23 protein-coding genes are annotated in these 24,663 nt (G+C 69.4%); 20 read left to right on the top strand and 3 right to left on the bottom strand.

Annotated features, from left to right (window positions below; translation table 11 throughout):
- Nucleotides 1–112 precede the first annotated feature (112 nt).
- Nucleotides 113–1,357: an acetyl-CoA hydrolase/transferase C-terminal domain-containing protein gene (locus ABTX24_RS27270; RefSeq protein ID WP_350844125.1), complete on the top strand. Its 1,245-nt coding sequence runs from the start codon at nt 113–115 to the stop codon at nt 1,355–1,357.
- A gap of 46 nt (nt 1,358–1,403) precedes the next feature.
- On the top strand, nt 1,404–2,108 hold the full coding sequence (locus tag ABTX24_RS27265) for an HAD family hydrolase (RefSeq protein ID WP_350844123.1): 705 nt from the start codon (nt 1,404–1,406) through the stop codon (nt 2,106–2,108).
- Nucleotides 2,109–2,323: 215 nt separating this feature from the next.
- Here the strand turns inward: ABTX24_RS27265 and ABTX24_RS27260 are convergent, their stop codons facing one another.
- Nucleotides 2,324–2,755, bottom strand: a complete 432-nt coding sequence (locus ABTX24_RS27260) for a DUF4439 domain-containing protein (protein ID WP_160024430.1) — start codon at nt 2,753–2,755, stop codon at nt 2,324–2,326.
- Nucleotides 2,752–3,189, bottom strand: a complete 438-nt coding sequence (locus ABTX24_RS27255; protein WP_350844121.1) for a hypothetical protein — start codon at nt 3,187–3,189, stop codon at nt 2,752–2,754. The genes ABTX24_RS27260 and ABTX24_RS27255 overlap by 4 nt, the downstream gene beginning before the upstream one ends.
- Before the next feature lie 167 nt (nt 3,190–3,356).
- Here ABTX24_RS27255 and rimP point away from each other — a divergent pair, with 167 nt between their 5' ends.
- The 17 genes from rimP (at nt 3,357) to ABTX24_RS27170 (ending at nt 23,061) form a co-directional block, all read left to right on the top strand.
- Nucleotides 3,357–3,839, top strand: a complete 483-nt coding sequence (gene rimP, locus ABTX24_RS27250; RefSeq protein WP_457164912.1) for a ribosome maturation factor RimP — start codon at nt 3,357–3,359, stop codon at nt 3,837–3,839.
- Between the two features lie 3 nt (nt 3,840–3,842).
- A complete protein-coding gene (gene nusA, locus ABTX24_RS27245; protein WP_160024427.1) occupies nt 3,843–4,820 on the top strand; it encodes a transcription termination factor NusA in 978 nt (325 codons plus the stop codon).
- 27 nt (nt 4,821–4,847) lie between these two features.
- Nucleotides 4,848–5,681, top strand: coding sequence for an alpha/beta fold hydrolase (locus tag ABTX24_RS27240; protein ID WP_350844119.1), 834 nt, complete (start codon nt 4,848–4,850; stop codon nt 5,679–5,681).
- A 94-nt stretch (nt 5,682–5,775) separates the two neighbouring features.
- Nucleotides 5,776–6,138: a YlxR family protein gene (locus ABTX24_RS27235; protein WP_350844117.1), complete on the top strand. Its 363-nt coding sequence runs from the start codon at nt 5,776–5,778 to the stop codon at nt 6,136–6,138.
- A 93-nt stretch (nt 6,139–6,231) separates the two neighbouring features.
- Nucleotides 6,232–9,165, top strand: a complete 2,934-nt coding sequence (gene infB / locus ABTX24_RS27230) for a translation initiation factor IF-2 (protein WP_160024424.1) — start codon at nt 6,232–6,234, stop codon at nt 9,163–9,165.
- 84 nt (nt 9,166–9,249) lie between these two features.
- Nucleotides 9,250–9,702, top strand: coding sequence for a 30S ribosome-binding factor RbfA (rbfA, locus tag ABTX24_RS27225; RefSeq protein ID WP_160024423.1), 453 nt, complete (start codon nt 9,250–9,252; stop codon nt 9,700–9,702).
- Nucleotides 9,699–10,574: a tRNA pseudouridine(55) synthase TruB gene (gene truB / locus ABTX24_RS27220; protein WP_350844115.1), complete on the top strand. Its 876-nt coding sequence runs from the start codon at nt 9,699–9,701 to the stop codon at nt 10,572–10,574. The genes rbfA and truB overlap by 4 nt, the downstream gene beginning before the upstream one ends.
- Nucleotides 10,575–10,630: 56 nt before the next feature.
- Nucleotides 10,631–11,659: a hypothetical protein gene (locus ABTX24_RS27215; RefSeq protein ID WP_350844113.1), complete on the top strand. Its 1,029-nt coding sequence runs from the start codon at nt 10,631–10,633 to the stop codon at nt 11,657–11,659.
- 26 nt (nt 11,660–11,685) lie between these two features.
- Nucleotides 11,686–12,618: a bifunctional riboflavin kinase/FAD synthetase gene (locus ABTX24_RS27210; RefSeq protein WP_160029005.1), complete on the top strand. Its 933-nt coding sequence runs from the start codon at nt 11,686–11,688 to the stop codon at nt 12,616–12,618.
- Between the two features lie 48 nt (nt 12,619–12,666).
- Nucleotides 12,667–13,554 carry a hypothetical protein gene (locus ABTX24_RS27205; RefSeq protein WP_350844111.1) on the top strand — a complete coding sequence of 296 codons (888 nt, stop codon included), beginning with the start codon at nt 12,667–12,669 and terminating at the stop codon, nt 13,552–13,554.
- A 116-nt stretch (nt 13,555–13,670) separates the two neighbouring features.
- Nucleotides 13,671–13,997: a PadR family transcriptional regulator gene (locus tag ABTX24_RS27200; protein ID WP_045548854.1), complete on the top strand. Its 327-nt coding sequence runs from the start codon at nt 13,671–13,673 to the stop codon at nt 13,995–13,997.
- Nucleotides 13,994–15,157, top strand: coding sequence for a DUF1700 domain-containing protein (locus ABTX24_RS27195; protein ID WP_350844109.1), 1,164 nt, complete (start codon nt 13,994–13,996; stop codon nt 15,155–15,157). The genes ABTX24_RS27200 and ABTX24_RS27195 overlap by 4 nt, the downstream gene beginning before the upstream one ends.
- A gap of 299 nt (nt 15,158–15,456) precedes the next feature.
- Nucleotides 15,457–15,732 (top strand): 30S ribosomal protein S15, encoded by a 276-nt coding sequence (rpsO, locus tag ABTX24_RS27190; protein WP_008363208.1) that lies wholly within the window; start codon nt 15,457–15,459, stop codon nt 15,730–15,732.
- Nucleotides 15,733–15,870: 138 nt separating this feature from the next.
- Nucleotides 15,871–17,958, top strand: coding sequence for an MMPL family transporter (locus tag ABTX24_RS27185; protein ID WP_160024418.1), 2,088 nt, complete (start codon nt 15,871–15,873; stop codon nt 17,956–17,958).
- 23 nt (nt 17,959–17,981) lie between these two features.
- On the top strand, nt 17,982–19,166 hold the full coding sequence (locus ABTX24_RS27180) for a molybdopterin-dependent oxidoreductase (RefSeq protein ID WP_350844107.1): 1,185 nt from the start codon (nt 17,982–17,984) through the stop codon (nt 19,164–19,166).
- A gap of 266 nt (nt 19,167–19,432) precedes the next feature.
- Nucleotides 19,433–21,694 (top strand): polyribonucleotide nucleotidyltransferase, encoded by a 2,262-nt coding sequence (locus ABTX24_RS27175; protein ID WP_160024416.1) that lies wholly within the window; start codon nt 19,433–19,435, stop codon nt 21,692–21,694.
- Nucleotides 21,691–23,061, top strand: coding sequence for a M16 family metallopeptidase (locus ABTX24_RS27170; protein WP_502890805.1), 1,371 nt, complete (start codon nt 21,691–21,693; stop codon nt 23,059–23,061). The genes ABTX24_RS27175 and ABTX24_RS27170 overlap by 4 nt, the downstream gene beginning before the upstream one ends.
- Before the next feature lie 76 nt (nt 23,062–23,137).
- Here ABTX24_RS27170 and ABTX24_RS27165 read toward each other — a convergent pair whose 3' ends face one another.
- Complete coding sequence (locus tag ABTX24_RS27165; RefSeq protein ID WP_336738557.1) at nt 23,138–23,605, bottom strand: class I SAM-dependent methyltransferase; 468 nt, start codon at nt 23,603–23,605, stop codon at nt 23,138–23,140.
- A gap of 179 nt (nt 23,606–23,784) precedes the next feature.
- On the opposite strand from ABTX24_RS27165, the gene dapB reads away from it, so the two are divergent.
- Nucleotides 23,785–24,528: a 4-hydroxy-tetrahydrodipicolinate reductase gene (dapB, locus tag ABTX24_RS27160; protein ID WP_350844104.1), complete on the top strand. Its 744-nt coding sequence runs from the start codon at nt 23,785–23,787 to the stop codon at nt 24,526–24,528.
- Nucleotides 24,529–24,663 lie beyond the last annotated feature (135 nt).

Here is a 24,663-nt window from a genome sequence, read left to right as displayed (position 1 = left end):
GGAACTTCTCGGGTGTTTCCTGCACTTCTCGGGTGTTGCAACGCCAGAGAAGTGCAGGGATACCCGGTTAACCGGGGATTCCAACCGCCGGGAATGCGGCAAGATCGACCTCATGACGGGGGACAGGATTCTTGACCGTACGCTCGCCTTGCGGGTGGCGAGTGCCGCGGAGGCGGCCGCGGGGATCGGGCCGGGGAAGACGGTGGCCTTCTCGGGGTTTGCCGGAATCGGGCGACCGAAGGCCGTGCCCGAGGCACTGGGACTGGTCCGGGAGTGGCCGGAGGGCGTCGACGTACGTCACTCGCGGGTCGCCCAGCATGCGGCCTCCGGGTTCTACGGCGCTCTCGACGTCGCGGTGGTCGAGGTGGCGGCGATCCTGCCCAACGGGCTGCTCGTCCCGGGGAGCAGCGTCGGCAACAACCAGACGTGGCTCGACGTCGCCGACACCGTGATCCTCGAGGTCAACAGCTGGCATCCGCGCGGGCTCGAAGGCTTCCACGACATCCATCACGGTTCCCAGCTGCCGCCGGCGCGGGCGCCGATCCAGCTGACGACGCCGATGCAGAGGATCGGCGACCCCTACCTGCTCGTCGACCCGGCCAAGGTCGTCGCCGTCGTCGAGACCGATCGCCCCGACCGGGGCTCACCGCCGCGCGTGATCGACGAGGAGAGCCGCGCGACAGCCGAGCTCGTCGTGGACTTCCTCCTCCACGAGGTACGCCACGGCCGCCTGCACCACAGCCTGCTACCGCTCCACGCCGGTGCAGGTCCCGTCGCCGACGCGGTGCTCACCGGGCTCCAGGACGTCGAGCTCGAGCACCTGACGGCCTACACCGACACCGTCCGGGACGGTCTGCTCGACCTGCTCGACTCCGGGAAGCTGATCGGAGTCTCGGCCACGTCCTTCGGCCTCTCCGAGGCGGGTGCTCGCCGGTTCAACGACGACGTTCACCACTACAAGGGCCGAGTCCTGCTGCGCCCGCAGGAGACATCGAACCACCCCGAGGTCATCCGGCGGCTCGGCCTGATCGCGATCGACTCGATGGCCGAGGCCGACATCCACGGCAACGTGAACGCCCTCGGCGGCTCGGGTGACTTCGCGAGCAACGCCCACCTCAACATCTTCGCCGCCCCCTCCACCGCCGAGCGAGGCACCGTCTCGCGCATCGTGCCGTTCGTCGGCCACGTCGACCACACCGCGCACGACGTGCAGGTCATCGTCACCGAGCAGGGTGTGGCCGACCTGCGCGGCATCTCTCCCGCCGCCCGAGCGCGGCGGATCATCGATCACTGTGCCCATCCCGACTTCCGCGCGGAGCTCACCGATCTGGTCGACTCGGCGCAGCCGTCCCGCTGAAAAATCACGGTGAGTCGGCCGGCGTCGCACCGCTAGGGTCGGGGCCATGGCGATCGACGCGGTGATCTTCGACTGGGGCGGCACGCTGACGAAGTGGCATGACATCGACTTCCACGCGGAGTCACTGGCGCTCGCGCAGGCGGTGAGCGGTGCCTGCGACGACGACCACCCGGTCAACGCGACCAGGCTCCACCAGGCGGGAGAGACGATCTGGGCCCGCAGCCGCGACCACCAGCAGAGCTCGACGATCGGCGACCTCTTCGACGAGGCCGGCCTCGAGCACGACCCTGACCTGCTGGACGCCTACTACGAGTTCTGGGAGCCGCACACCCTGACCGACCCCGAGGTCGGGCCGCTGTGGGAGGCGCTCCGCGCCGACGGCGTACGCGTCGGGGTGCTGTCCAACACGATCTGGCCGCGTGCGTGGCACCGCGGGTTCTTCGAGCGCGACGGGGTGCTCGATCTGCTCGACGGGGACGTCTACACCTCCGAGGTTCCCTGGACGAAGCCCGCCGAAGAGGCCTTCTACGCGGCGATGGAGGCCGTGAAGGTCTCGGATCCGTCTCGATGCGTCTACGTGGGCGACAGGCTCTTCGACGATGTGTACGGTGCTCAGAAGGCCGGTCTGCGGGCGATCCACATCCCGCACAGCAACATCCCGAGCAGCCAGGTGGGGCACAGCGAGGGCTCGCCGGACGCCGTCGCGCAACGACTGAGCGACATACACCAGATCGTTCGCTCCTGGGAATGAGGCCGGGAAAAGTTGCAAGTTCTTGCAATGCGCTTTTGCGGGTCTGGGCCATCCTGAGCGGGGATTGCATACTTCTGCAAGAGAGGTTCAGCCCCAGGCGACTTCTCAGGCCTCGTGTCCAGGCCAAAACCTGGCCCGCGAGCCGCCCGGTCTCGGGAGACATCTCGGGAGTCTCCCGCGCCGGACGGTTCGCGGGCCATCTCGGCTTTTGAGGATCAGGTCCCCGGAAACGCCCTCGGTTTCGCGCCCAGGTCGAGCTGGCGCGCGGCCGCCCGGCACAGCAGCTGGATGAGCAGCGTCCGGTCGGTGCCGGTCGCCTTCGGGGCCAATGAGAGATAGGTCGCGGTGGTGTCCTGCTCCAGCCGCAGCGCCGCGGCGCCGATGCCGGCCTCCGAGCCGATCCGGCCGGGCAGGTCGTAGACGGCGGAGGGCGCGACCGGCTCGATCCCGGCGGCCACCACGTGCGCGGCCAGCGCCTCCCGGGCGTTCACGTGGTCGTCGTACGCATCGGTGAGCGCTCGCGCCAGAGCGGGCGAGGACGTCGCCGAGGTGCGCCCGCCCAGGGCGCCCAGGACGTAGATCGCGGAGTGCTCGACCGCGAGCGCCGCCTGGATCGCTTCGGTCGAGGTCGAGGTCGCGGTCGTCATGCCAGACCTCGTCCGTGCAGGAGCTGCTGCTGACCGGCAGCGGCTGAGGCGAGCAGCGTGATCAGCTGCGGGTCGGCCGCGCGTCCGGCCGCGGCGGTGAGTGTCGTGACCAGGGCGACCTGGCGTTCCTGCCACCGCCCCTTCGCCGGCGCCGCGGTGACGCCCTTGGTCGGCGCCAGCGCCTCGATGTGCACCCGATGGAGCTGCACGAACTCGGACGGGGCGCCATCGTCGGCGCCGAGGATCTTCGCGACCGTGGCGTCGATCACACTCTGGTCGGGGTTGGCGGGGGCCGGGGGAGTGCTCGGTGGAGGGGCTTTGACAGGATCCAGCATCTCCGAGGCCGAACACGCCGAGGCGGCCAGCGGGGCAACCACGGCGACACCGACAGCGGTGCGCCGCGAGAGCATCCGGAGGGCACGTGCGCTGGTCACGTGAGGAACCCTAACCACACCCGGCGGGAGTCGCGTCAGCGGCTTTCCAACACAGCTGCGCGCTGTTCGAGACGCCCGAGGCGTACAGGTATGGTGTGACCAGAAGTGCTGCGTGCTCGGAGGCGCATACAACAGGACCGGACAACAGGATGCAGGGGGAGATCGCGTTGAGTGCTGACCGGAAGGACGCGATCGCGAGTGCCATCGAAAAGGCCCTCGCAGACCCGCTTCAGGCCCTGGGCTTCGACATCGAGGCCGTGGAGATCACGCCGGCCGGCAAGCGCCGGATCCTGCGGATCGCCGTCGACAAGGACGGTGGCATCACCCATGAGGAGGTCACCGAGGCAACCCGTGAGGTCAACCGGGTCCTCGACGAGTCCGACGTCATGGGCGAGCAGCCCTACACGCTCGAGGTGACCTCTCCCGGGGTCGACCGGCCGCTGACCCTGCCGCGCCACTGGCGCCGCAACAAGGGTCGCCTGGTCAAGGTCACCACCGCCGACGGCTCCGCGTTCACCGGACGGGTCAAGGAGTCCGACGAGGAGCGCGCGAGCCTCGAGGTGAGCGGCAAGCGCCGTGACGTGGCGTACGCGGACGTGAAGAAGGCGCTTGTGCAGATCGAGTTCAAGCGGATCGACGAGGGGGAGTAGGCCATGGACATCGATATGAGCATCCTGCGGATGCTGGAGCGGGAGCGGGAGATCTCGCTCGATGTGCTCGTCGAGGCGATCGAGCAGGGACTGCTGACCGCCTACCACAAGACCACCGGCGCCCAGACGAAGGCGCGGGTCGACCTGGACCGCAAGACCGGCCACGTACGCGTGCTGGCCGCCGAGGTCGACGACGAGGGCAACGTCGTCGGGGAGTACGACGACACGCCCGAGGGCTTCGGCCGGATCGCCGCCACCACCGCCAAGCAGATCGTGCTGCAGCGGCTGCGCGACGCCGAGGACGACGTGAAGTTCGGCGAGTTCTCCGGCAAGGAGGGCGACATCCTCTCCGGCGTCATCCAGCAGGGCCGCAACCCCGACGACGTGCTCGTCGACCTGGGCCGGCTCGAGGGCGTCATTCCGCTCTCCGAGCGCGTGCCGGGCGAGGACTACAGCCACGGCACCCGGATCAAGGCTCTCGTGGTCAGCGTGCGCAAGGGCATGCGTGGCCCGCAGATCACCCTCTCGCGCTCCCACCCCAACCTGGTCAAGAAGCTCTTCTCCTTCGAGGTGCCCGAGATCGCCGACGGCACCGTGGAGATCTCCGCGATCGCCCGCGAGGCCGGCCACCGCACCAAGATCGCGGTCAAGTCGACCGTCCCCGGCGTCAACGCCAAGGGCGCCTGCATCGGCCCGATGGGCCAGCGGGTCCGCCAGGTCATGTCCGAGCTGCAGGGCGAGAAGATCGACATCGTCGACTGGTCCGAGGACCCGAAGGTGCTCGTCGCCTCCGCGCTCTCCCCGGCCCGGGTCTCCTCGGTGCAGATCATCGACGAGGCGACCAAGTCGGCCCGTGTCGTGGTGCCGGACTACCAGCTCTCCCTGGCCATCGGCAAGGAGGGGCAGAACGCCCGCCTGGCCGCCCGCCTGACCGGTTGGCGCATCGACATCCGCTCCGACGAGGAGACCCCGGTCGCCTGAGCATCGCCGGTCACTAACCTGTGCGGCATGGCGAGCGTGCGTGAGACCACTCTGACCGACTCCGAGGGCGTCCTGCTGGAACCGGACGGGGCCACCACCGGCGTACTCGTACTCTCGGGGTCATCCGGGCGGATCGAGACCGACCGGTGCCGGATGCTCGCCTCGCACGGGGTGGCTGCGGCGTCGATCCGCTACTTCGGTGGTCCCGGACAGCCGGGCGAGGCTCGGCTGATACCGCTGGAGACGTTCGACGGCGTCCTCGCCGACCTCCACGCCCGCTACCAGCGGCTGGTCGTGCTCGGGACGTCCTGGGGCGCCCAGGCCGCGCTCCTGCTGGGCACCGTGCACCCCGAGATCGACGCGGTCGTCGGGATCTCCCCGACGTACGTCTCCTGGGCCGGCCTCAGCGACGAGCGACCCCAGCGGTCCTCGTGGACGCTGCGCGGTGAGCAGGTGCCGTTCGTGCCGTTCGACGACGAGGCGATCGAAGAGGCGGTGAAGGAAGCGGACGGGGAGCTCCCGTCGTTCTGCGAGGCCTACCTCTCCGCCCTGGAGAAGTACGCCGACCGGGTGCCGGCCGCGACCATCCCGGTCGAGCGCATCGCCGGTGACGTCGTCCTGGTCGCCGGGGGAGGCGACGCACTGTGGCCCTCCGTCCTCGCCGCCGAGACGGTCCGGCGGAGGCGTACGGCCCACGACCTGGAGACGATCGTGGTGACCCATCCCGATGCCGGTCACCGGGTCGTGCTGCCCGGTGAGCCCGCGCTGCCGATCAGCCAGCGGCTCGCTTGGGGTGGTTCGGAGGCGGCCGATCGCGAGCTCGGCCTGCGGGCCTGGCCGGAGATCGCCGCGATCTTGTGATCGCCGCCATCGGGTGAGGATGGGTCACGGAATAAGAACGACCTGTGCCCCGGTTTCGTCTACCGAACCCCGGAAGCGGTAGTGTTAAGGATCGGTGGCACGCCTCGAAGAAACTACGCAGAACGGACCTGTCCGTACGTGCGTTGGTTGCCGGAAGCGAGCCGCCAAGCGCGAGTTGTTGCGGGTGACCGCCGGCTCGGACCGCAACGGCCAGCCGGCCGTGGTGCCCGATCCGACAGCCACCGCACCCGGGCGTGGGGCGCATGTGCACCCCACGCGTGAGTGTTACGAACTCGCGGTGCGCCGGAAGGCGTTCACCCGGGCCCTGTTCCCGAAAGGTAAGGGGCCCACGGGCGGGCTTTCCAGCGCACCGGTGGAGGACTACCTCGACACGCGCCCGACATCCACGACCGTCGCCGACGGTCAACTGACCAGGAACTGGAGCAAAAGCTCATGAGCACTCGATGAGTACTTCGCGATGAGCGTGTTCTACAACCATTAGTGGTCACAGTTTCACCCGGATCTCGGGTCTGTGGCCAGAAGGAGAAACGTGGCTAAGACCCGAGTCCACGAACTCGCCAAAGAGTTCGGAGTCGAGAGCAAGTTCGTTCTCGAGAAGTTCAAGGAGATGGGTGAGTTCGTCAAGTCGGCGAGCTCGACCGTCGAGCTCCCCGCGGAGATGCGTTTCCGCAAGGAGATCGGCCCCGGCCTGAAGGCCGGCGGCAAGGGTGGTTCCGCGTCCTCGGACGAGAAGGCCGCCCCCAAGCCCGGCCCCAAGCCGGCAGCTCCGAGGCCCGCTGCCCCCAAGAAGGCTGCGGACACGGCGCCCGAGAAGCCTGCCGAGGCGCCTGCGGCGTCCAAGCCGGCTGCGCCCAAGCCCGGCCCGAAGCCCCCGGCCAAGAAGGCCGAGGCTCCGCCGGTCGCCCCTGCGGCGTCCGCTGCTCCGGCCGCTCCCAAGCCCAGCCCGAACGCGCCGACCGGCGACCGTCGCTCGGCCGCTCCCAAGCCGGGTGCGCCCCGGCCTGGTGCGCCGAAGCCCGGCGCTCGTCCGCAGACCCCTGCGGCTCGCGGTGGCGCGGGTGGCACCGGCGGCGCCGGTGCCGGTCGTCCCGGACCGCGTCCGGTCGGCAAGCCCGGCGCTCCGCGCCCGGGCAACAACCCGTTCTCCTCCAACCAGGGCATGGGACGTCCGCGTCCCGGCGGCCAGGGTGGAGGCCAGGGTCAAGGTGGCCAGGGCGGTGCCCCGGCCGGCGGCGACCAGCGTCCGCCGCGTCCTGCTGCTGCCCGTGAGGGTGGCCAGGCAGGTGGCCGTCCCGGCATGCCGCGTCCCAACCCGGCGATGATGCCGAAGTCCCCGGCCGCGTTCGGTGCCCGTCCTGGTGGCGGTCCCGGTGGTCGTGCCGGTGCTCCGGGTCGTCCCGGTGGCGGCGGTGGTCGTGCTGGTGCTCCGGGTCGTCCCGGTGGCGGCGGCGGTGCCGGTCGCCCCGGTGGCGGCGGCTTCGGCGGCGGTCCCGGTGGCGGTCGCCCCGGTGCCGGTCGTCCCGGTGGTCGCGGAACGACCCAGGGTGCCTTCGGTCGCCCGGGTGGTCCCTCGCGCCGTGGCCGGAAGTCGAAGCGGGCGCGTCGCCAGGAGTTCGAGGCCATGGAGGCCCCGACCATCGGCGGCATCCGCGTACGCAAGGGCAACGGCGAGACCGTGCGTCTCGCCCGTGGTGCCTCGCTGACCGACTTCGCCGAGAAGATCAACGTCGACCCGGCTCAGCTGGTGCAGATGCTGTTCGGCCTCGGTGAGATGGTCACCGCGACCGAGTCCGTCAACGACGAGACCCTCGAGCTGCTCGGTGAGGAGCTCAACTACATCGTCCAGGTCGTCTCCCCCGAGGACGAGGACCGCGAGCTGCTGGAGTCCTTCGACATCGAGCTCGGCGACGAGGGCGACGAGTCCGACTGGACGGTCCGACCGCCGGTCGTCACCGTCATGGGTCACGTCGACCACGGTAAGACCAAGCTGCTCGACGCCATCCGTGACGCCAACGTCATCGAGGGCGAGGCCGGTGGCATCACCCAGCACATCGGTGCCTACCAGGTCTCGACCGAGGTCGACGGCAACGAGCGCAAGATCACCTTCATCGACACCCCGGGTCACGAGGCGTTCACCGCCATGCGTGCCCGCGGTTCGCAGTCCTCGGACCTCGCGATCCTCGTGGTCGCGGCCGATGACGGTGTGATGCCGCAGACCATCGAGGCGCTCAACCACGCCAAGGCGGCCGGTGTCCCGATCGTGGTCGCGATCAACAAGATCGACAAGCCGGAGGCGGACCCGACCAAGGTCCGTGGCCAGCTGACCGAGTACGGCCTCATCCCCGAGGAGTACGGCGGCGACACGATGTTCGTCGAGATCTCGGCGAAGTCGCGGATCAACATCGAGGGCCTTCTCGAGGCCGTCGTGCTGACCGCCGACGCCTCGCTCGACCTGCAGGCCAACGCCAGCCAGGACGCGCAGGGCATCGTGATCGAGGCTCACCTCGACCGCGGTCGCGGCCCCGTCGCGACCATCCTGGTCCAGCGCGGCACGCTGCGCGTGGGTGAGTCCATCGTCGCCGGTCCGGCCCACGGCCGTGTCCGCGCGATGATCGACGAGTACGGCCACGAGATCACCGAGGCGACTCCGTCGCGTCCGGCGATGGTCCTGGGCCTCTCGGCGGTGCCGGGTGCCGGTCAGAGCTTCCTGGTCGTCGAGGACGACCGCATGGCTCGCCAGATCGCCGAGAAGCGCGAGGCACGCGAGCGTGCCGCGCAGCAGGCCAAGCGCCGCGTACGCCGCACGCTGGAGGACTTCATGGCCTCCATGGAGAAGGGCGAGAGCCAGGAGCTCAACCTCATCCTCAAGGGCGACGTGTCCGGTTCGGTCGAGGCGCTCGAGGACGCACTGGCCAAGATCGACGTGGGTGGCGACGAGGTCTCCATCCGGGTCATCGACCGCGGTGTCGGTGCGATCACCGAGACCAACGTCGACCTGGCTGCTGCCTCCGACGCGATCATCATCGGCTTCAACGTCCGCCCGCAGGGCAAGGCGACGGAGCTGGCCGATCGCGAGGGTGTCGAGATCCGCTACTACTCGGTCATCTACCAGGCGATCGAGGAGATCGAGGCGGCCCTCAAGGGCATGCTCAAGCCGGAGTACGAGGAGAAGGTCCTCGGCAAGGCGGAGATCCGTGCGATCTTCCGCTCGTCGAAGGCCGGAAACATCGCCGGTTGTATGGTCACCGAGGGCCTCATCCGCCGCAACGCCAAGGTTCGCGTTCTGCGCGACGGCGCCGTGGCGGCCGACAACCTCGACCTGGCCTCGCTGCGCCGCGAGAAGGACGACGCCTCCGAGGTCCGCGAGGGCTTCGAGTGTGGTCTGGTCCTGAAGAACTTCCAGGACATCAAGGAAGGCGACATCATCGAAGCCTTCGAGATGGTGGAGATTCCCCGAGGCTGACAATGAGCCTCTGACGTTGGCCGGGTCGCAGTCGCGGCCCGGCCAACGTCTCGATTTACTTCGATTATTTGAGAGAGTGTGAACATGAGTAGCCCACGGGTTCGCCGGATCGCTGACCGGATCAAGGTCATCGTGGCGCAGATGCTGGAGCGACGGATCAAGGATCCGCGGATCGGGTTCGTCACCGTCACCGACGTACGCGTCACCGGCGACAGTCAGCAGGCCACGATCTTCTACACGGTGCTCGGCGCCGACTCGGAGGCCGAGCTGGCCGGCACGGCCGCCGCGCTGGAGTCGGCCAAGGGGCTGATCCGCTCCGAGGTCGCCAAGCAGCTCGGCACCCGCACCGCGCCGACGCTGGAGTTCATCCACGACGCGCTGCCGGAGACCGCCCGCCACCTCGATGACGTGCTCGCGCGCGCCAAGGCACAGGACGACGCGGTCGCCGCTGCGCGCGGGGAGACCTACGCAGGTGAGCCGGACCCCTACAAGAAGCCTCGTGAGGCCGACGACTGGGACGAGGACGACGAGGAGTGAGCTCTCCTGTCGCCGGGCTGGTCATCGTCGACAAGCCCGCCGGGGTCACCTCCCACGACGTCGTCGCGCGCGTACGCCGCCTGGCCGGCACCCGCAAGGTCGGGCATGCCGGCACCCTGGATCCGATGGCCACCGGCGTACTGGTGCTGGGGGTCGAGCGGGCCACCCGGCTCCTCGGTCACCTGATGCTGACCGAGAAGTCCTATGACGCGACCGTGCGTCTGGGGATCTCGACCACCACCGACGACGCCGAGGGCGAGGTCGTCGCCGAGACGACCGCGACCGGTCTGACGGAGGACGAGGTACGCAGCGCCTTCGCCACCCAGGTCGGCGACATCCTCCAGGTGCCGACCGCGGTGTCGGCGATCAAAGTCGACGGCAAGCGCGCCTACCAACGCGTACGCGACGGGGAGCAGGTCGAGCTGAAGGCACGACCGGTCACGGTGCACGAGCTCACCGTCGGTGAGCTCCGGAACGAGGGCGACGTGGTCGACGTCGACATCTCCGTGCGTTGCTCCTCGGGCACCTACATCCGGGCGATCGCTCGCGACGTCGGCGCGGCGCTCGGGGTCGGTGGACATCTGACGATGCTGCGTCGCACCGCGGTCGGACCGTACGACCTCGCGGCCGCGAAGACGCTCGACGAGCTCGCCGACGAGTTCGGTGTGCTCGGGCTCAGCGACGCCGCCAGAGCCGCCTTCCCGGCGTACGACCTGTCCGAGGAGCAGGCGCAGGACGTCCGCTACGGGCGCAAGCTCGGGCTCGGGCTCGACGGGCTGACCGCCGTCTTCGCCCCCGACGGGGAGTTCCTGGCGCTCTACGAGCCGGTCGGAGCGCAGAGCGCCAAGGCGGCAGCCGTCTTCGTGGGGTGAGCGACCACGGGCCCGCGAGCCCGGTGGGCGGGAAAGCCTGCGAGGATGATGCTCTTGTGGAGCAGAACGGATCGGCCGAGACGCTACGGCTCACTGACGCGTGGTTCCGGCGCAACGGGCTCACCTACTTCGTTCCGGAGGAGCGCGATGCGGTGCGGGCGGCGATGCGTCCGCGGCGTACGGTCCGGATCGGTCTGGTGGTCGTGATCGTCGCGGTGGCAGCGGGGGTCGCGCTGGCGTGGGTGACCGGCGACGTCGGGGTCGCGCCGGCGCTGCTGCTGACCTTGGGCGGGGCCGCGGCCGGGTGGTACGCGCTGACCGCGATGCGGTTCCGGCCGATCCTGACCTGGGCGGTGGGACGTACCTTCGGATCGCTGCCACGGCTGCTGCCGATGGCCCTGCGTGCGCTGCCCCTGCTGCTGCTCTTCATCACGTTCCTCTTCATCAACGCCGAGGTCTGGGAGATGTCGGCGAACCTCGACGCGGGTGCGTTGTGGCTGGTGACGCTGCTGTTCGGTGGGTCCGCGGTGGCGTTCCTCCTGGTTCGGTTGCCCGAGGAGGTCGACCGGATCGACGACGACGTGGATGCCGAGTTCCTTCTCCGCACGTGCGCGCGTACGCCGCTGGAGACCGCGTGCGCAGAGCTCGTCGAGGGCGCCCGCGACGGCGAGAGCACCGACCCGGCGGAGTTCGCCCATGTGTCCGGCTACGAGCGCTGGAACCTGGTGCTCGCTCTGCTGGTCATCCAGGCCACCCAGGTGCTGCTGATCGCGTTCGCGGTCTTCGCGTTCTTCCTGGTCTTCGGGGCGATCGTGATGACCGACGGCGTCCAGATGGGCTGGACCGGGCAGGAGTCCCTGCACAACCTGTCCTGGCTGCCCAACGTGTCGGGTGAGCTGGTCAAGGTGGCGCTGTTCCTCTCCGCCTTCTCCTCGCTCTACGTCACGGTCTCGACGGTCACCGACGAGATCTACCGCGAGCAGTTCTTCGGCACGGTGCTGCGCGAGATCGAACGGGCGGTCGGGATGCGCGCGGTCTATCTCGCTCTCCGCGCCCGCCAGTCGGCCCAGGTCCGATCCCAGTGAGCAACCACCGATATTCTGTCCGGGTGTTGTGGCGAAGTCTCAGTGAGGTGCCATCCGGTCTGGGCCGTACGGCCGTCGTGATCGGCAACTTCGACGGCGTCCATCTCGGGCACCAGCATGTGCTGCGCCGGGGGCGCGAGGTGGCGGACGCCAAGGACCTCACCCTGGTGGCGGTCACCTTCGACCCGCACCCGATGGCGGTGCTGCGGCCCGAGCACGCCCCCGGTGTGCTCACCACGATGGAGGAGCGCGCCGAGCTCCTGGTGGCGGCCGGTGCCGACGCCGTGCTCGCGCTGCCGTTCGACATGGAGATGGCCAACTGGTCACCCGACGACTTCGCCCAGCGCGTGCTCGTCGACGCGCTGCACGCAGAGGCGTGCGTGGTCGGCGCCAACTTCCGCTACGGCTGCAAGGCCGCCGGTGACGTGGCCGACCTGGTCGCCTACGGCAAGATCCACGACTTCTCCGCCGAGGGGATCCCGCTCGACGGCGGGCCCCAGGTGTGGTCCTCGACCTATATCCGTACGTGTCTGGCGACCGGCGACGTCACCGGCGCCGCCGAGGCGCTCGGCCGTCCCTACTCGGTCCGCGGGGTCGTCGTGAAGGGCGACCAGCGTGGCCGCGAGCTCGGCTTCCCGACGGCCAACGTGCCCACCGACTCGCTGACCGCGGTGCCGCCCGACGGCATCTACGCGGGCTGGCTGACGAGGCGCGACACCGGCGAGCGGTTCCCCGCCGCCATCTCGGTCGGCACGAACCCCACCTTCGAGGGCGTGGTCGGGCGCCGGGTCGAGTCCTACGTGCTCGACCGCGACGACCTGGAGCTCTACGGCGTCGAGGTCGAGGTCGCCTTCGTCGAGCGGCTGCGCGGCATGGTCGCCTTCGAGGGGATCGAGGCGCTCGTCGAGCAGATGCGCGCCGATGTGGTGCGAGCGCGCCAGATCCTTACCGAGCCGTAGACCCCGCGGCCTGTTCAGCAGGGTCCAGGTGCGGTTGAATTGTTGGCTATGGATCCCCACCCCACCCCAACGTCCGCCTACGAGACCGAGGTCGAGGCCGAGCGTCCCCGCGGCGGCATCCCGGCCTTCCTCAACGCGGTCCTGGTCACCGGTGGCCTCTGGGTCCTGCAGTTCCTCTCCGGCTCCGCGCCGTTCTCGACCTGGATGGAGGAGAACGGCACCGACTCGGCAGGCTGGGTGGCCGCGCTGCTCGGCGACCGGCTCACCTACTTCGGCGACGGCTCCTTCAGCGGGCTCTTCTCCGGCGACGACCTGGTGAACTCCGCCGTCCTCACCGGCACCGTCTTCGTGCTCACCTGGCTGCTGACCTGGCTCGGCACGATCGGCATCTGGCCGCGGGCGTTCTGGCCGGTGTTCCTCGGCTGCTGGTTCGCCGCGATCGTCGCCACCGCCGCCGGACAGGTCGCCGGGAGCCTCTACGCCTACCTCGCCGGCAACTCCGCCTCGTTCGTGGCCACGCTCGGCGAAGCGCTCGAGTCGGGTGCTGCGTACGGACTGACCTATGGGTGGGCGACCGGGTTCCTGATCGCGCTGATCTGGCTCGCGGTGCCGGGCAAGAGCGACGAGGTGGAGGAGTACACGCCGATGTCCTCGCTCATCTCCGGCGGATCCGGCGGCACTGGTGGCCCCGCGGGTCCGGGTGGACCCGGTGGTCCCGGCGGCCCTGGGGGAGCGCCGGGTGGCTACGGCCAGCAGCTGCGCGCCAGCGTCGCGGTGCCGACCGCCCAGACCCGCCTCGCGCCCGCCTCGCCGTCGGGGCGACCCGTTCAGCCCGTCCAGGTGCGCACCTTCACCGGCCCTGTCCGGGGCTCCGGGCCGGCCGGCGACACGGCCGCCTGGAAGGACTTCGTGCGCGACGTACGCGGCCGGTCCTAGCCGAGCCCGGTCCCGGCCCGGGTTCAGGGCCGACTCCTCGACGTCGCTGAGCTCTTCGGCGGCGCGCGGTGCAATGCTCTGGCAAGTAGTGCGCACTGCGTAGTAGTGTGCGAAGCATGGATACCACCCAACTGCTCAAAGGGGTGCTCGACCTGACCGTCCTGGCCGTTGTCGACGGCGAGGATGCGTACGGCTATGACATCGTCCGCAAGCTCCGCGACAGCGGGCTCACGGACGTCGGCGACGCTTCGGTCTACGGCACCCTGCGGCGGCTGTACGCCGCGGGCGCCCTGACGTCCTACGTCGTCCCGTCGGAGTCGGGTCCGCACCGCAAGTACTACGGCATCACACCTGCCGGGCAAGGCCAGCTCAAGCAGCAGAGCGAGGACTGGTCCCACTTCTCCACCACCGTCACCGAGATCCTCCGAGGGGCAAGCGCATGACGACCACAGATGCCGAGCCGAACGTCGCGCCGGAGGTGCGGCTCTTCCTGGCGCGCGTACGCCGCGAGCTCGACGACCTCGACCCGGAGGTGCTCAGCGACATCACCGACGGGCTCGAGGCCGACTTCACCGAGCTGGTCGAGGAGCGCGGTCCCGATGCACTCGGGGACCCGGTCGAGTACGCCAAGGAGCTGCGGGCCGCGGCGGGCATCCCGGTAGGCGTGAAGGCACCTCGGGGGTTCGCGGAGCGGGTCGACGGGCTCCTCGATGCCGGCCACGACCGCTTCGACGCGGCGGTCGCCAAGCTCGGTGAGCTGCTGCGTACGGACCTGGGGCCGGTGGTCGCCTGGCTGCGGCCGCTGTGGTGGATCGTGCGTGCCTGGGCGGCCGTCTGGCTGGTCTCGGCGTTCCTCGGGTGGGAGATGTCGAGCGCCCCGGCGGTGGTGTTGCTCATCGTCGCCGTGGCGATCAGCATGTTCGTCGGCGCCGGCCGGGTCTGGCCCGGTGGCGAGCGGGGGACCGCCGCACGTGTCGTGCTCCTGGGGCTGAACACCTTGGCGGCCTTCGTGCTCTTCCTGTGCTGGGCATCCTGGGGCGGGGGAGGGAGCGAGTACGACCGCGGCTGGAGCGATGGCTTCAACGAGGCCGGGGCCGGCGGCGGCTACGGCGCGCCGATCGACGAGCAGGCCGGGATCTACTCCGGCGGGAGGTGGGTCAGCAACATCTACCCCTACGACGCCTCGGGCAAGCCACTGACCGGCGTCCAGCTCTTCGACCAGGAGGGAAAGCCGATCGACGTCGTCACCCAGCCCGACTGCACCTCGACGAGCACCGCTCCGCTCCCGCCGGTCATCGGCGACGAGCTCGACATGGCCGAGGTCGTCTGCACCGACGAGATGACCGGTGAGCCGCTGCAGCCACGGATCTTCTACCCGTGGTCCAACGGCGCCGCGCAGCTCTACAACGTCTTCCCGTTGCCCAGCCGGGTCCAGTCGGGCACCGAGCTCGACCCGAACGCGTTCGCGGCCGGGAGCGAGAACGCACCGGCGATCCAGGAGCCGCCGCTGGCGACCGTACCGAAGGTGTCGCTGCCCGGGGTGACGACGAGCTCGCCGAGCGCATCTCCGAGCGCGTCCGCGGGTACCACTGTCAAGCCATGACCCGACCTGATGCAACCGATCCTGGTTCTCCAGCGTCGATCCAGATGGCGGAGAGACGAGGTGAGGGTGATGAAGCTGTGGTGGAGGTTGCGCCGGCTGGTGGCGCGCCTGGTGCTCGTGGCGTGATCCGGCGGCGATTCGGGGCGTACGCCGGCTCGCTGTTAATCTTCTCGGGTTGTCGACCCATGGGGGTCGGCGGCTCAAGCCGTGAAATCGGCCGCGGACCAAGAGTGCCCCGGTGAACAGGCCCGGGCGCGCCGCGCAACGAGTGGGCCTACGGGCCGGAAGGGAGCCTTCGCATGGCAGTTGGAACTGACGCGGAGACCAAGAAGAAGATCATCGCCGAGTACGCCACGACCGAGGGTGACACCGGCTCGCCGGAGGTGCAGATCGCGCTGCTGTCGCACCGCATCTCCCACCTGACCGACCACCTCAAGGAGCACAAGCACGACCACCACAGCCGTCGTGGTCTGCTGCTGCTCGTCGGCCAGCGCCGCCGCCTTCTCAACTACCTTCAGAAGAAGGACATCGAGCGCTACCGCTCGATCATCGAGAAGCTCGGCCTTCGTCGTTGATCTCCTGATCTTCGTAAGCGGCGGGCCGCCCCACACCGGGGCGGCCCGTTCGCCTGTTTTAGGGAAGGTTGGGCCCACAGCGGGGTTCTTGGGGCGATTCTGATCGATCTCGGATGAATCAGGCGCAGTGTTGAGACCGTGCATCGACAGATTGCGGGCAAACTGACCGGGCCGAAGACCAAGTACGTCGTGGTGGTGTTCTGGCTGCTCGCCGTGGTCGCCCTCGGCGGGTTCGCCGGGAAGCTGACCGAGGTGCAGAACAATGAGGCCAGCTCGTGGCTGCCGGAGTCGGCGGAGTCGACCCGCGGCTTCGACAAGATGAGCCCCTTCCAGAACCCCAACGCGATCCCCACCACGCTCGTCTACACCTCGACCACCACCACCGGAGCCGACCTCGCCGCCGTCGCCTCGAGCGACATCGCCGAGCTCAGTGGTCTCGAAGGGGTCGAGGGCGAGATCGAGCCGCCGCTGTTGTCCGAGGACGGCGAGGTCGCCCAGCTCACCGTGACCTTCGACCTCGGTTCGGACGGCTGGAACAAGATGCCCGACCTCGTCGACGAGGTCCGCGGGATCGCCGACCACGACGGCGTACGGCTGCACGTCACCGGCCAGGGTGGCTCCGCGGCAGACGCGGCGGAGGCGTTCGGCGGCATCGACACGACGCTGCTGCTGGCCGCGCTCACCGTGGTCGTGATCATCTTGCTGTTCGTCTATCGCAGCCCGGTGCTCTGGCTCTTCCCGATCGTCTCGGTGGTGGTCGGCCTGGGCGTGACGATGGGCCTGGTCTACTTCCTGGCGAAGGAAGCGGGGCTGACCGTCAACGGCCAGAGCCAGGCCATCTTGAGCATCCTGGCGATCGGTGCCGGCACCGACTACGCCCTGCTGCTGGTCTCGCGCTACCGCGAGGAGCTGCGCAACTTCGAGGACCGTCACGACGCGATGGCGCATGCCCTGCACCGTGCCGCTCCGGCGATCCTCGCCAGCGCCGTGACGGTCGCCCTGGCCATGCTCTGCCTGACCTTCGCGGAGATGAACTCGACCTCGGGGATGGGGCCGGTCGTGGCCGTCGGGATCGGGGTGACCTATCTGGTGATGGTCACTCTGCTGCCCGCTCTGCTGGTCATCTGCGGCCGCTGGGTCTTCTGGCCGAAGCGTCCGGCGTACGGCTCGGTGGACCCGACCGATACCGGACTGTGGGCGCGAGTCGGCCGGATGGTCTCGGTCCGGCCGCGCAGGGTCTGGGTGGTGACGACCGGCATCCTGCTCCTCGCCTGCCTCGGCCTGTTCCGACTCGACGCCAACGGACTGGCATCGGACGAGACCTACACCAAGGAGTTCGACTCGATCACCGGCCAGCAGGTGCTGATCGACCACGAGATGGCCGACCAGTCCAACCAGCTGCTCGTGGTCGCCGACGCGGCGGCGCAGGAGCAGGTGCAGCAGGCGCTCGACGGCGTCGACGGGCTGGTGCCCACCGCGACCCCGGCGGGGGAGATGGTGAGCTTCCCGCTCGGCCCGCCGCAGGACGGCGTCGTCGCGATCGCGGCGGTGGTGGACGCGGACGTGACCTCGCCCGAGGCGTACGACATCGTGGCCGCCGCGCGTACGGCGGTGCAGGACGTGGACGGCTCGGGCGCGCTGGTCACCGGGACCTCGGCGATGATGTTCGACACCCTCGAGGCCAGTCAGCGCGACAACCTGGTGATCATCCCGATCGTCCTGCTGGTCGTGCTGCTGGTGTTGATGGTGCTGCTGCGGGCGCTGGTCGCCCCGCTGATCCTGCTCGGCACGGTGATCCTGTCGTTCGGGGCGGCACTCGGCATCTCGGTGCTGCTCTTCGAGTTCGTCTTCGGCTTCGCCGGCACTGACCCGGGGTTCCCTCTGTTCGCCTTCGTGTTCCTGGTCGCGCTGGGCATCGACTACAACATCTTCCTGATGACCAGGGTGCGTGAGGAGTCGCAGGTCCTCGGCACGCGGGCCGGAGCGCTCGTCGGCCTGACCTCGACCGGTGGCGTGATCACCTCGGCGGGCGTCGTCCTCGCCGCGACCTTCCTGGTGCTCGGCTCGCTGCCGATGGTCTTCCTGGCCGAGATCGGGGTGACCGTCGCGCTGGGGGTCATGCTCGACACGATGATCGTCCGCTCGATCCTGGTCACCGCGATCAACCTCGATGCCGGCGATCGGATCTGGTGGCCGAGCCGTCTGGCGAAACCTAAACAAGAGTAAGTTGGTCATGTTAATATCCCGGCATGACGTCCCCAGGTCTGAACCGACGCACCTTCCTCACCACTGCGGCGCTCGGGGCGGCAGCTGTGGGCGCCACCCAGGTCACTGACTCGGTGACGGCCAGTGCCGCCGCGGGTGCTCCGGCGATCCTCAAGCCGCTGCCCGCCGAGCGGTTCATCGACTACGGCACCAACGCCGAGACCCGCTGGGACTCGGTCGACCCGCGCCGCTACCTGACCCCGCAGGCCGACCTCTTCGTGCGCAACCACACCGCGACCCCGCGGATCGACCCGGAGACGTACGAGCTGGAGATCTTCGGCGACGGGCTGCGCGACGCGGCCGGCGTCCGGCTCACTCTCGACGACCTGAAGGCCTTCCGGCACGTCGAGACGACCTCGGTGCACGAGTGCACCGGGAACGGCCGCAGCTTCTTCGTCACCCAGCAGGGTCAGGAGGTCAGCGGCACCCGGTGGACGCTGGGCGCGGTGGGTGCGGTCCGCTGGAAGGGCGTACGCCTGGCGGACGTCCTGACCGCCGTCGGCATCCGTCAGGACGCGGTCTCGGTGCAGGCGAGCGGGCTCGACGCCAGCTACGTGGACAAGGGGGTCGACTACGGCCGGGTGCGGCGCCCGTTCCCGATCGAGAAGGCCTTCGACGACGCCCTGCTCGTCTGGGGCGCCAACGGTGAGGACCTGCTGCCCGACCACGGCTTCCCGCTGCGGCTGCTGCTGCCCGGCTGGATCGGCATCGCGAGCATCAAATGGCTCGGCTCGCTGGAGGTGTCCACGAGCGTGCTGACCTCGCCGTGGGACACGAAGTGGTACAACGTCGACGGCCCGCTCACCGTCAACCCGGTCCGCTCCGCCCTGGAGCTCGAGTGGAACGCCGAGATCCCGGCTGGTGACCGGATCGTCCTGAGCGGCCGCTCCTGGTCCGGCAAGGCGCCGATCGCGCGGGTCGAGATCAGCACCGACGGGGGAGAGACCTGGGCGCGGGCGGTTCCGCACGCCCCGGGCCGTCCGACCGGCGGCCACGGTCTCGGCTGGGCGCAGTGGGACCACACCTGGCGCAACCCCGAGCCGGGGGCGTACGAGATTCTCGTCCGGGCCACCGACCGGGCCGGACGCACGCAGCCCGACGTCGCCGCCCACAATCCCGGCGGCTACCTCTTCGACGCCGTCGTACGCCACCCCGTCACCGTCGTGTGATGGCCCGCCGGGGGCACGCGCGTGCCTCCGTTCCGCATTTCGGGCAGGGGACGGATAGGCTGAGCGATGAGTGCTAGCGCCAGCCGCGCGGGCACTCGGAAAATGGAACACATCACCAGGAGCGGCCCGCCCGTCCGGCTCGGTCCTCGGTAGTGATTCCCAGGTCCGTCGCGGACCTGAGGGTCTCGATCGAAGACCGGCCCCGTGCACAACGAGTGCACACGCCCGGCGCGGGGGCGCTCCGAGACCTAGACAAGGACGAATCCTTGACTGAACCAGTCATCACTGCCGTCGAGACGACCATCGACAACGGCAAGTTCGGCACCCGCACCGTCAAGTTCGAGACCGGGCTGCTCGCCCGGCAGGCCGCGGGTTCCGTGACCGCCTACCTCGACGACGAGACGATGCTGCTCTCGGCGACCACCGCCTCCAAGCAGCCGAAGGACCACTTCGACTTCTTCCCGCTCACCATCGACGTCGAGGAGCGGATGTACGCCGCGGGCAAGATCCCCGGCTCCTTCTTCCGTTCCGAGGGTCGCCCGGGCGAGGACGCGATCCTCACCTGCCGCCTGATCGACCGCCCGCTGCGCCCGACCTTCAAGAAGGGTCTGCGCAACGAGGTCCAGGTCGTCATCACCGTCATGGCTCTCGACCCCGACCAGCCCTACGACGTGCTCGCGATCAACGCCGCGTCGATGTCGACCCAGCTCTCCGGCCTGCCGTTCTCCGGCCCGGTCGGCGGCGTGCGCGTCGCCCTGATCGAGGGCCAGTGGGTCGCCTTCCCGACCCACAGCCAGCTCGAGAACGCCGTCTTCGACATGGTCGTCGCCGGCCGTGTCACCGACACCGGCGACGTCGCCATCATGATGGTCGAGGCCGAGTCCACCGAGAAGACCTGGGACCTGGTCCAGTCCGGTGCCCAGGCGCCCACCGAGCCGATCGTGGCCGGTGGCCTCGACGCCGCCAAGCCGTTCATCAAGCAGCTGGTCGAGGCTCAGGCCGAGCTGGCCAAGCAGGCCGCCAAGCCGGTGCAGGACTACCCGGTCTTCCTGGACTACCAGGATGACGTCTACGAGGCCGTCGAGGCCACCGTGGGTGCCGACGTCACCGACCTCTACAGCGTGAAGGGCTCGCGCGAGCGCGTCCTGACCAAGCTGGAGCGCGAGGAGGAGGGCGACCGGATCAAGCTCGCCCTGCTCGAGAAGCTCGGCGCCCAGTTCGAGGGTCGCGAGGGCGAGATCGGTGCGGCGTACAAGGCCATCACCAAGAAGGCCATCCGCACCCAGGTCCTGCGCGACAAGGTCCGCATCGACGGTCGCGGCCTGGCCGACATCCGTCCGTTGCACTCCGAGGTCGGCGTGATCCCGCGGGTCCACGGCTCGGCGCTCTTCGAGCGCGGCGAGACCCAGATCCTGGGGGTCACCACCCTCGACATGCTCAAGATGGAGCAGCAGCTCGACACGCTCTCCCCGGAGAAGCACCGTCGCTACATGCACAAGTACATCTTCCCGCCGTTCTCCACCGGTGAGACCGGCCGCGTGGGCTCGCCCAAGCGTCGCGAGGTCGGCCACGGTGCGCTCGCCCGCCGCGCGCTCCTGCCGGTGCTCCCGAGCCGCGAGGAGTTCCCCTACGCGATCCGCCAGCTCTCCGAGGCGATGGGCTCCAACGGCTCCACCTCGATGGGCTCGGTCTGCGCCTCGACGATGTCGCTGCTCAACGCCGGTGTCCCGCTCAAGGCTCCGGTCGCCGGCATCGCGATGGGTCTGATCTCCGGTGAGATCGACGGCGAGACGAAGTACGTCGCGCTGACCGACATCCTCGGTGCCGAGGACGCCTTCGGCGACATGGACTTCAAGGTCGCTGGCACCTCGGAGTTCGTGACCGCGCTGCAGCTCGACACCAAGCTCGACGGCATCCCGGCCGAGGTCCTCGCCCAGGCCCTCAACCAGGCCAAGGACGCGCGTACGACCATCCTGGACGTCATGCACGAGGCCATCGGCGGCGTCGAGGAGATGGCCCCGACCGCTCCGCGGATCATCACCGTGAAGGTCCCCGTCGACAAGATCGGCGAGCTGATCGGGCCCAAGGGCAAGGTCATCAACCAGATCCAGGACGACACCGGCGCCCAGATCTCCATCGAGGACGACGGCACGGTGCTCATCGGCGCGACCGACGGCGGCGCGGCCGAGGCCGCCCGTGCCGCGGTCAACGCGATCGCCAACCCGACCATGCCCGAGGTCGGCGAGCGCTACCTCGGCACGGTCGTGAAGACGACCAACTTCGGCGCGTTCGTCGCCCTGCTCCCGGGCAAGGACGGCCTGCTCCACATCACCAAGCTGCGCGCCCTCAACGGCGGCAAGCGGGTCGAGTCGGTGGAGGACGTCGTCGAGGTCGGCCAGAAGATCCAGGTCGAGATCGCCGAGATCGACGACCGCGGCAAGCTCTCGCTGGCCCCGGTGCTCGAGGAGGAGGCTCCTTCCGAGGACGCTCCTGCGGAGACCGCCACCGAGGCCGCAGACGAGGAGTGACCTTGGCGTCACGCACCACCCGGGGGACCGGTCGACACGCAGGTGTCGGCCGGTCCTCCGGCTATAACCAGGAGCCCGGCACCACCGTCACGCTCGAGCAGACCGAGGTCAACGGCGCGGTGACATCGCTCGTACGTCGCACGGTCCATCCCTCGGGCCTGCGGATCGTGACCGAGCAGATGGCCGGGGTCCGCTCGGCCGCCATCGGCGTCTTCATCGGCGTCGGGTCCCGGGACGAGACCGCGCGTCAGCACGGCTGCTCCCACTTCCTCGAGCACCTGCTGTTCAAGGGCACCCCGTCGCGTACGGCCCTCGAGATCTCCTCCTCGATGGACCGCGTCGGCGGGGAGTTCAACGCCTACACCGCCAAGGAGTACACGTGCTTCCACGCGCGGGTGCTCGACGTCGACCTGCCGCTGGCGATCGACGTCGTGGGCGACATGCTGACCTCCTCGCTGATCACGGAGGAGGACGTGGAGGCCGAGCGTGACGTGATTCTCGACGAGATCGCGATGCACGACGACGACCCCGACGACGTGATCCACAACCTCGTCTCCGCGCAGGCGTGGGGCGCCGAGACACCGCTCGGGCGCGGCATCGCCGGCACGGAGGCCTCGATCACCGCGCTGACCCGCGAGGAGATCAACGACTTCTACCAGGCGCACTACGTGGCGCCCAGGATGGTCGTCTCGGTCGCCGGCAACCTCGACCACGACGAGGTCGTGGCGATGGTGGAGAAGGCGTTCTCCGGCTCGGGCTTCCTGCGGGGATCGGCCGCGCCGGTGCCTCCGCGTGAGGGATCGCCGCTGGAGGTCGCTCCCGGTGAGGTCAGCGCCCAGCGTCCGCTGGAGCAGGTCAACGTCATCCTCGCCCGTGAGGGTCTGCAGCGTGGCGACGACCGTCGCTTCGCCTTCGAGGTGGTCAACACCGCCGTCGGCGGCGCGACCTCCTCCCGGCTCTTCCAGGAGGTCCGCGAGCACCGGGGCCTGGCCTACTCGGTCTACTCCTACGCCTACAGCCACGCCGAGACGGGTCTCTTCGGGGTCCAGGTCGGCTGCCTGCCGGCCAAGCTCGACGAGGTCCTCGAGGTCGTACGCTCCGAGCTGGCCGCCGTCGCCCGCGACGGCATCACCGCCGAGGAGCTCGAGCTCGGCAAGGGCCAGCTTCGCGGCGGCCTCGTGCTGGGCCTGGAGGACTCCGCGTCCCGGATGTCCCGCATCGGCCGCGCCGAGCTGGTCCACCGCGAGCTCTACTCGATCGACGAGGTGCTGGCGCGGATCGACGCAGTCACCCTGGACGAGTGCCGTGAGGTGGCCGCCGAGATCCTCACGCGTCCGGAGATCCTGGCGGTAGTGGGACCGGCCTGACGCCGAGTCGGCGCGCTCTGACCGGACATTCGGCCGAGTCGGCTCGTCATGACGAGCCGACCCGGCGAGGTCTGGGTCAGCGCTTGCCGATGATCCCGACGGCGGCGGGGACCTTGGAGTCGACGATGGAGACGCGGAACCCCGCGTCGGCCAGCGCCTTGCTCGACTTCTCGATGATCTCGGGGACCTGCTCACGCTGGGTGGCCTCGTAGAAGAGGTTGACCGTGCCGCCGGGGAGCACGCGCTCGTGGAGCAGCGCGATCTCGGCGGATGCGTCACGCACCCAGAACAGGTTGACGTTGAACGCGAACACCTTCGTCAGCCGCTTGACCGGGACCCGCAGCGTCGCGAGGTCGATCTGGCGGACCGTGAGGCGTCCTGCCTCCAGGTACTTCGCGCAGCGTCGCTTCGTACGATCGACACCCGACTCCGAGCGATCGATCGCAAATAGCTTTCCGGTCTCCAGCCGGCTACAGATCAGCTCGGCACCAGCCCCCGGGCCACAGCCGATCTCAAGGACATGATCGTTCGGTTGAATGTCCATGAAATCAACGGCCCAACGGATCCGAGCAGGGATCGTCTGCACCACCATGGGTCCAAGACTGCCAGATCCTCCTACGGTTCCGCTCACAGCCCCTTCGACAAGCTCTGAACAAGCCTCGCGATTTGTTCACCGGATGGTGGTGGATCGTTGCTGGAGCGTGATCTATAGGGTGTGGCCTCATGACTAAGGTGGCTGTTCTCGGTGCACGTGGCAAGCTCGGTTCGGCGGTCTGCGAGGCCGTCGAGTCCGCCGACGACCTGGAGCTCGTCGCCAGGATCGGTCGCGACGACGAGCTCTCGGTGATCACCGACGCCGGTGCCGAGGTCGCCGTCGACGTCACCACGCTCGAGGCGGTGATGGGCAACGCGGAGTTCTGCCTGTCCCACGGCGTGCACACGGTGATCGGCACGTCGGGGTTCGGGCCCGACCGCGTCGAGCAGCTCGAGACCTGGCTGGCGAAGACCCCGGGCGTCGGCGCGATGGTGGTGCCCAACTTCTCGGTCGGCGCGGTGCTGATGATGCGGTTCGCCGAGCTCGCCGCGGCCCACTTCCCGTCGGTGGAGATCGTCGAGACCCACCACGAGCGGAAGGCCGACGCTCCTTCGGGGACGGCACGCAGGACCGCCGAGCTCGTCGCTGCGGCGCGTCGCGAGGCCGGGGTGGACCCGGCGCCCGACGCGACCAGCTCGGCCCTCGACGGGGCCCGTGGGGCCTCTGTGGACGGCATCCCGGTCCACTCCCTGCGCATGTCCGGATCGGTCGCCCACCAGGAGGTCATCCTCGGCGGTGTCGGCGAGCTCCTGACCATCCGTCACGACTCGCTCTCGCACGCGTCCTTCGCCCACGGCGTACTCGCCGCGATCCGCGGTATCGGCTCGCGGCCCGGCCTCACGATCGGCCTGGAGGACGTCCTCGGCCTCTGACCCCCCCGAGTCCGCACCTGTGGACGCCGAGAATGCAGTTGTGGCGGACGAAACGGTGGTTTCGTCCCAGTAGAGGGTGAGGTCGGGCCGGGTGCGACGCAGGTGCTCGTGGATCGCGAGCTGGGAGTCGGTAGC

The organism is Nocardioides sp. NPDC127514 (genome assembly GCF_040302125.1).
Taxonomy (GTDB): Bacteria; Actinomycetota; Actinomycetes; order Propionibacteriales; family Nocardioidaceae; genus Nocardioides.
This window is presented reverse-complemented; position numbering and strand designations above follow the sequence as displayed.

Excerpts from the sequence above, each read along its gene's own strand:
- ABTX24_RS27260 (WP_160024430.1), bottom strand. The coding sequence starts at position 2,755 with ATGACGACCGCGACCTCGACCTCGACCGAAGCGATCCAGGCGGCGCTC.
- ABTX24_RS27165 (WP_336738557.1), bottom strand. The coding sequence starts at position 23,605 with ATGGACATTCAACCGAACGATCATGTCCTTGAGATCGGCTGTGGCCCG.
- ABTX24_RS27195 (WP_350844109.1), top strand. The coding sequence starts at position 13,994 with ATGACGACCACAGATGCCGAGCCGAACGTCGCGCCGGAGGTGCGGCTC.
- ABTX24_RS27200 (WP_045548854.1), top strand. The coding sequence starts at position 13,671 with ATGGATACCACCCAACTGCTCAAAGGGGTGCTCGACCTGACCGTCCTG.
- ABTX24_RS27240 (WP_350844119.1), top strand. The coding sequence starts at position 4,848 with ATGGCGAGCGTGCGTGAGACCACTCTGACCGACTCCGAGGGCGTCCTG.
- ABTX24_RS27180 (WP_350844107.1), top strand. The coding sequence starts at position 17,982 with ATGACGTCCCCAGGTCTGAACCGACGCACCTTCCTCACCACTGCGGCG.
- ABTX24_RS27265 (WP_350844123.1), top strand. The coding sequence starts at position 1,404 with ATGGCGATCGACGCGGTGATCTTCGACTGGGGCGGCACGCTGACGAAG.
- dapB (WP_350844104.1), top strand. The coding sequence starts at position 23,785 with ATGACTAAGGTGGCTGTTCTCGGTGCACGTGGCAAGCTCGGTTCGGCG.
- nusA (WP_160024427.1), top strand. The coding sequence starts at position 3,843 with ATGGACATCGATATGAGCATCCTGCGGATGCTGGAGCGGGAGCGGGAG.
- ABTX24_RS27270 (WP_350844125.1), top strand. The coding sequence starts at position 113 with ATGACGGGGGACAGGATTCTTGACCGTACGCTCGCCTTGCGGGTGGCG.
- ABTX24_RS27205 (WP_350844111.1), top strand. The coding sequence starts at position 12,667 with ATGGATCCCCACCCCACCCCAACGTCCGCCTACGAGACCGAGGTCGAG.
- rbfA (WP_160024423.1), top strand. The coding sequence starts at position 9,250 with ATGAGTAGCCCACGGGTTCGCCGGATCGCTGACCGGATCAAGGTCATC.
- rpsO (WP_008363208.1), top strand. The coding sequence starts at position 15,457 with ATGGCAGTTGGAACTGACGCGGAGACCAAGAAGAAGATCATCGCCGAG.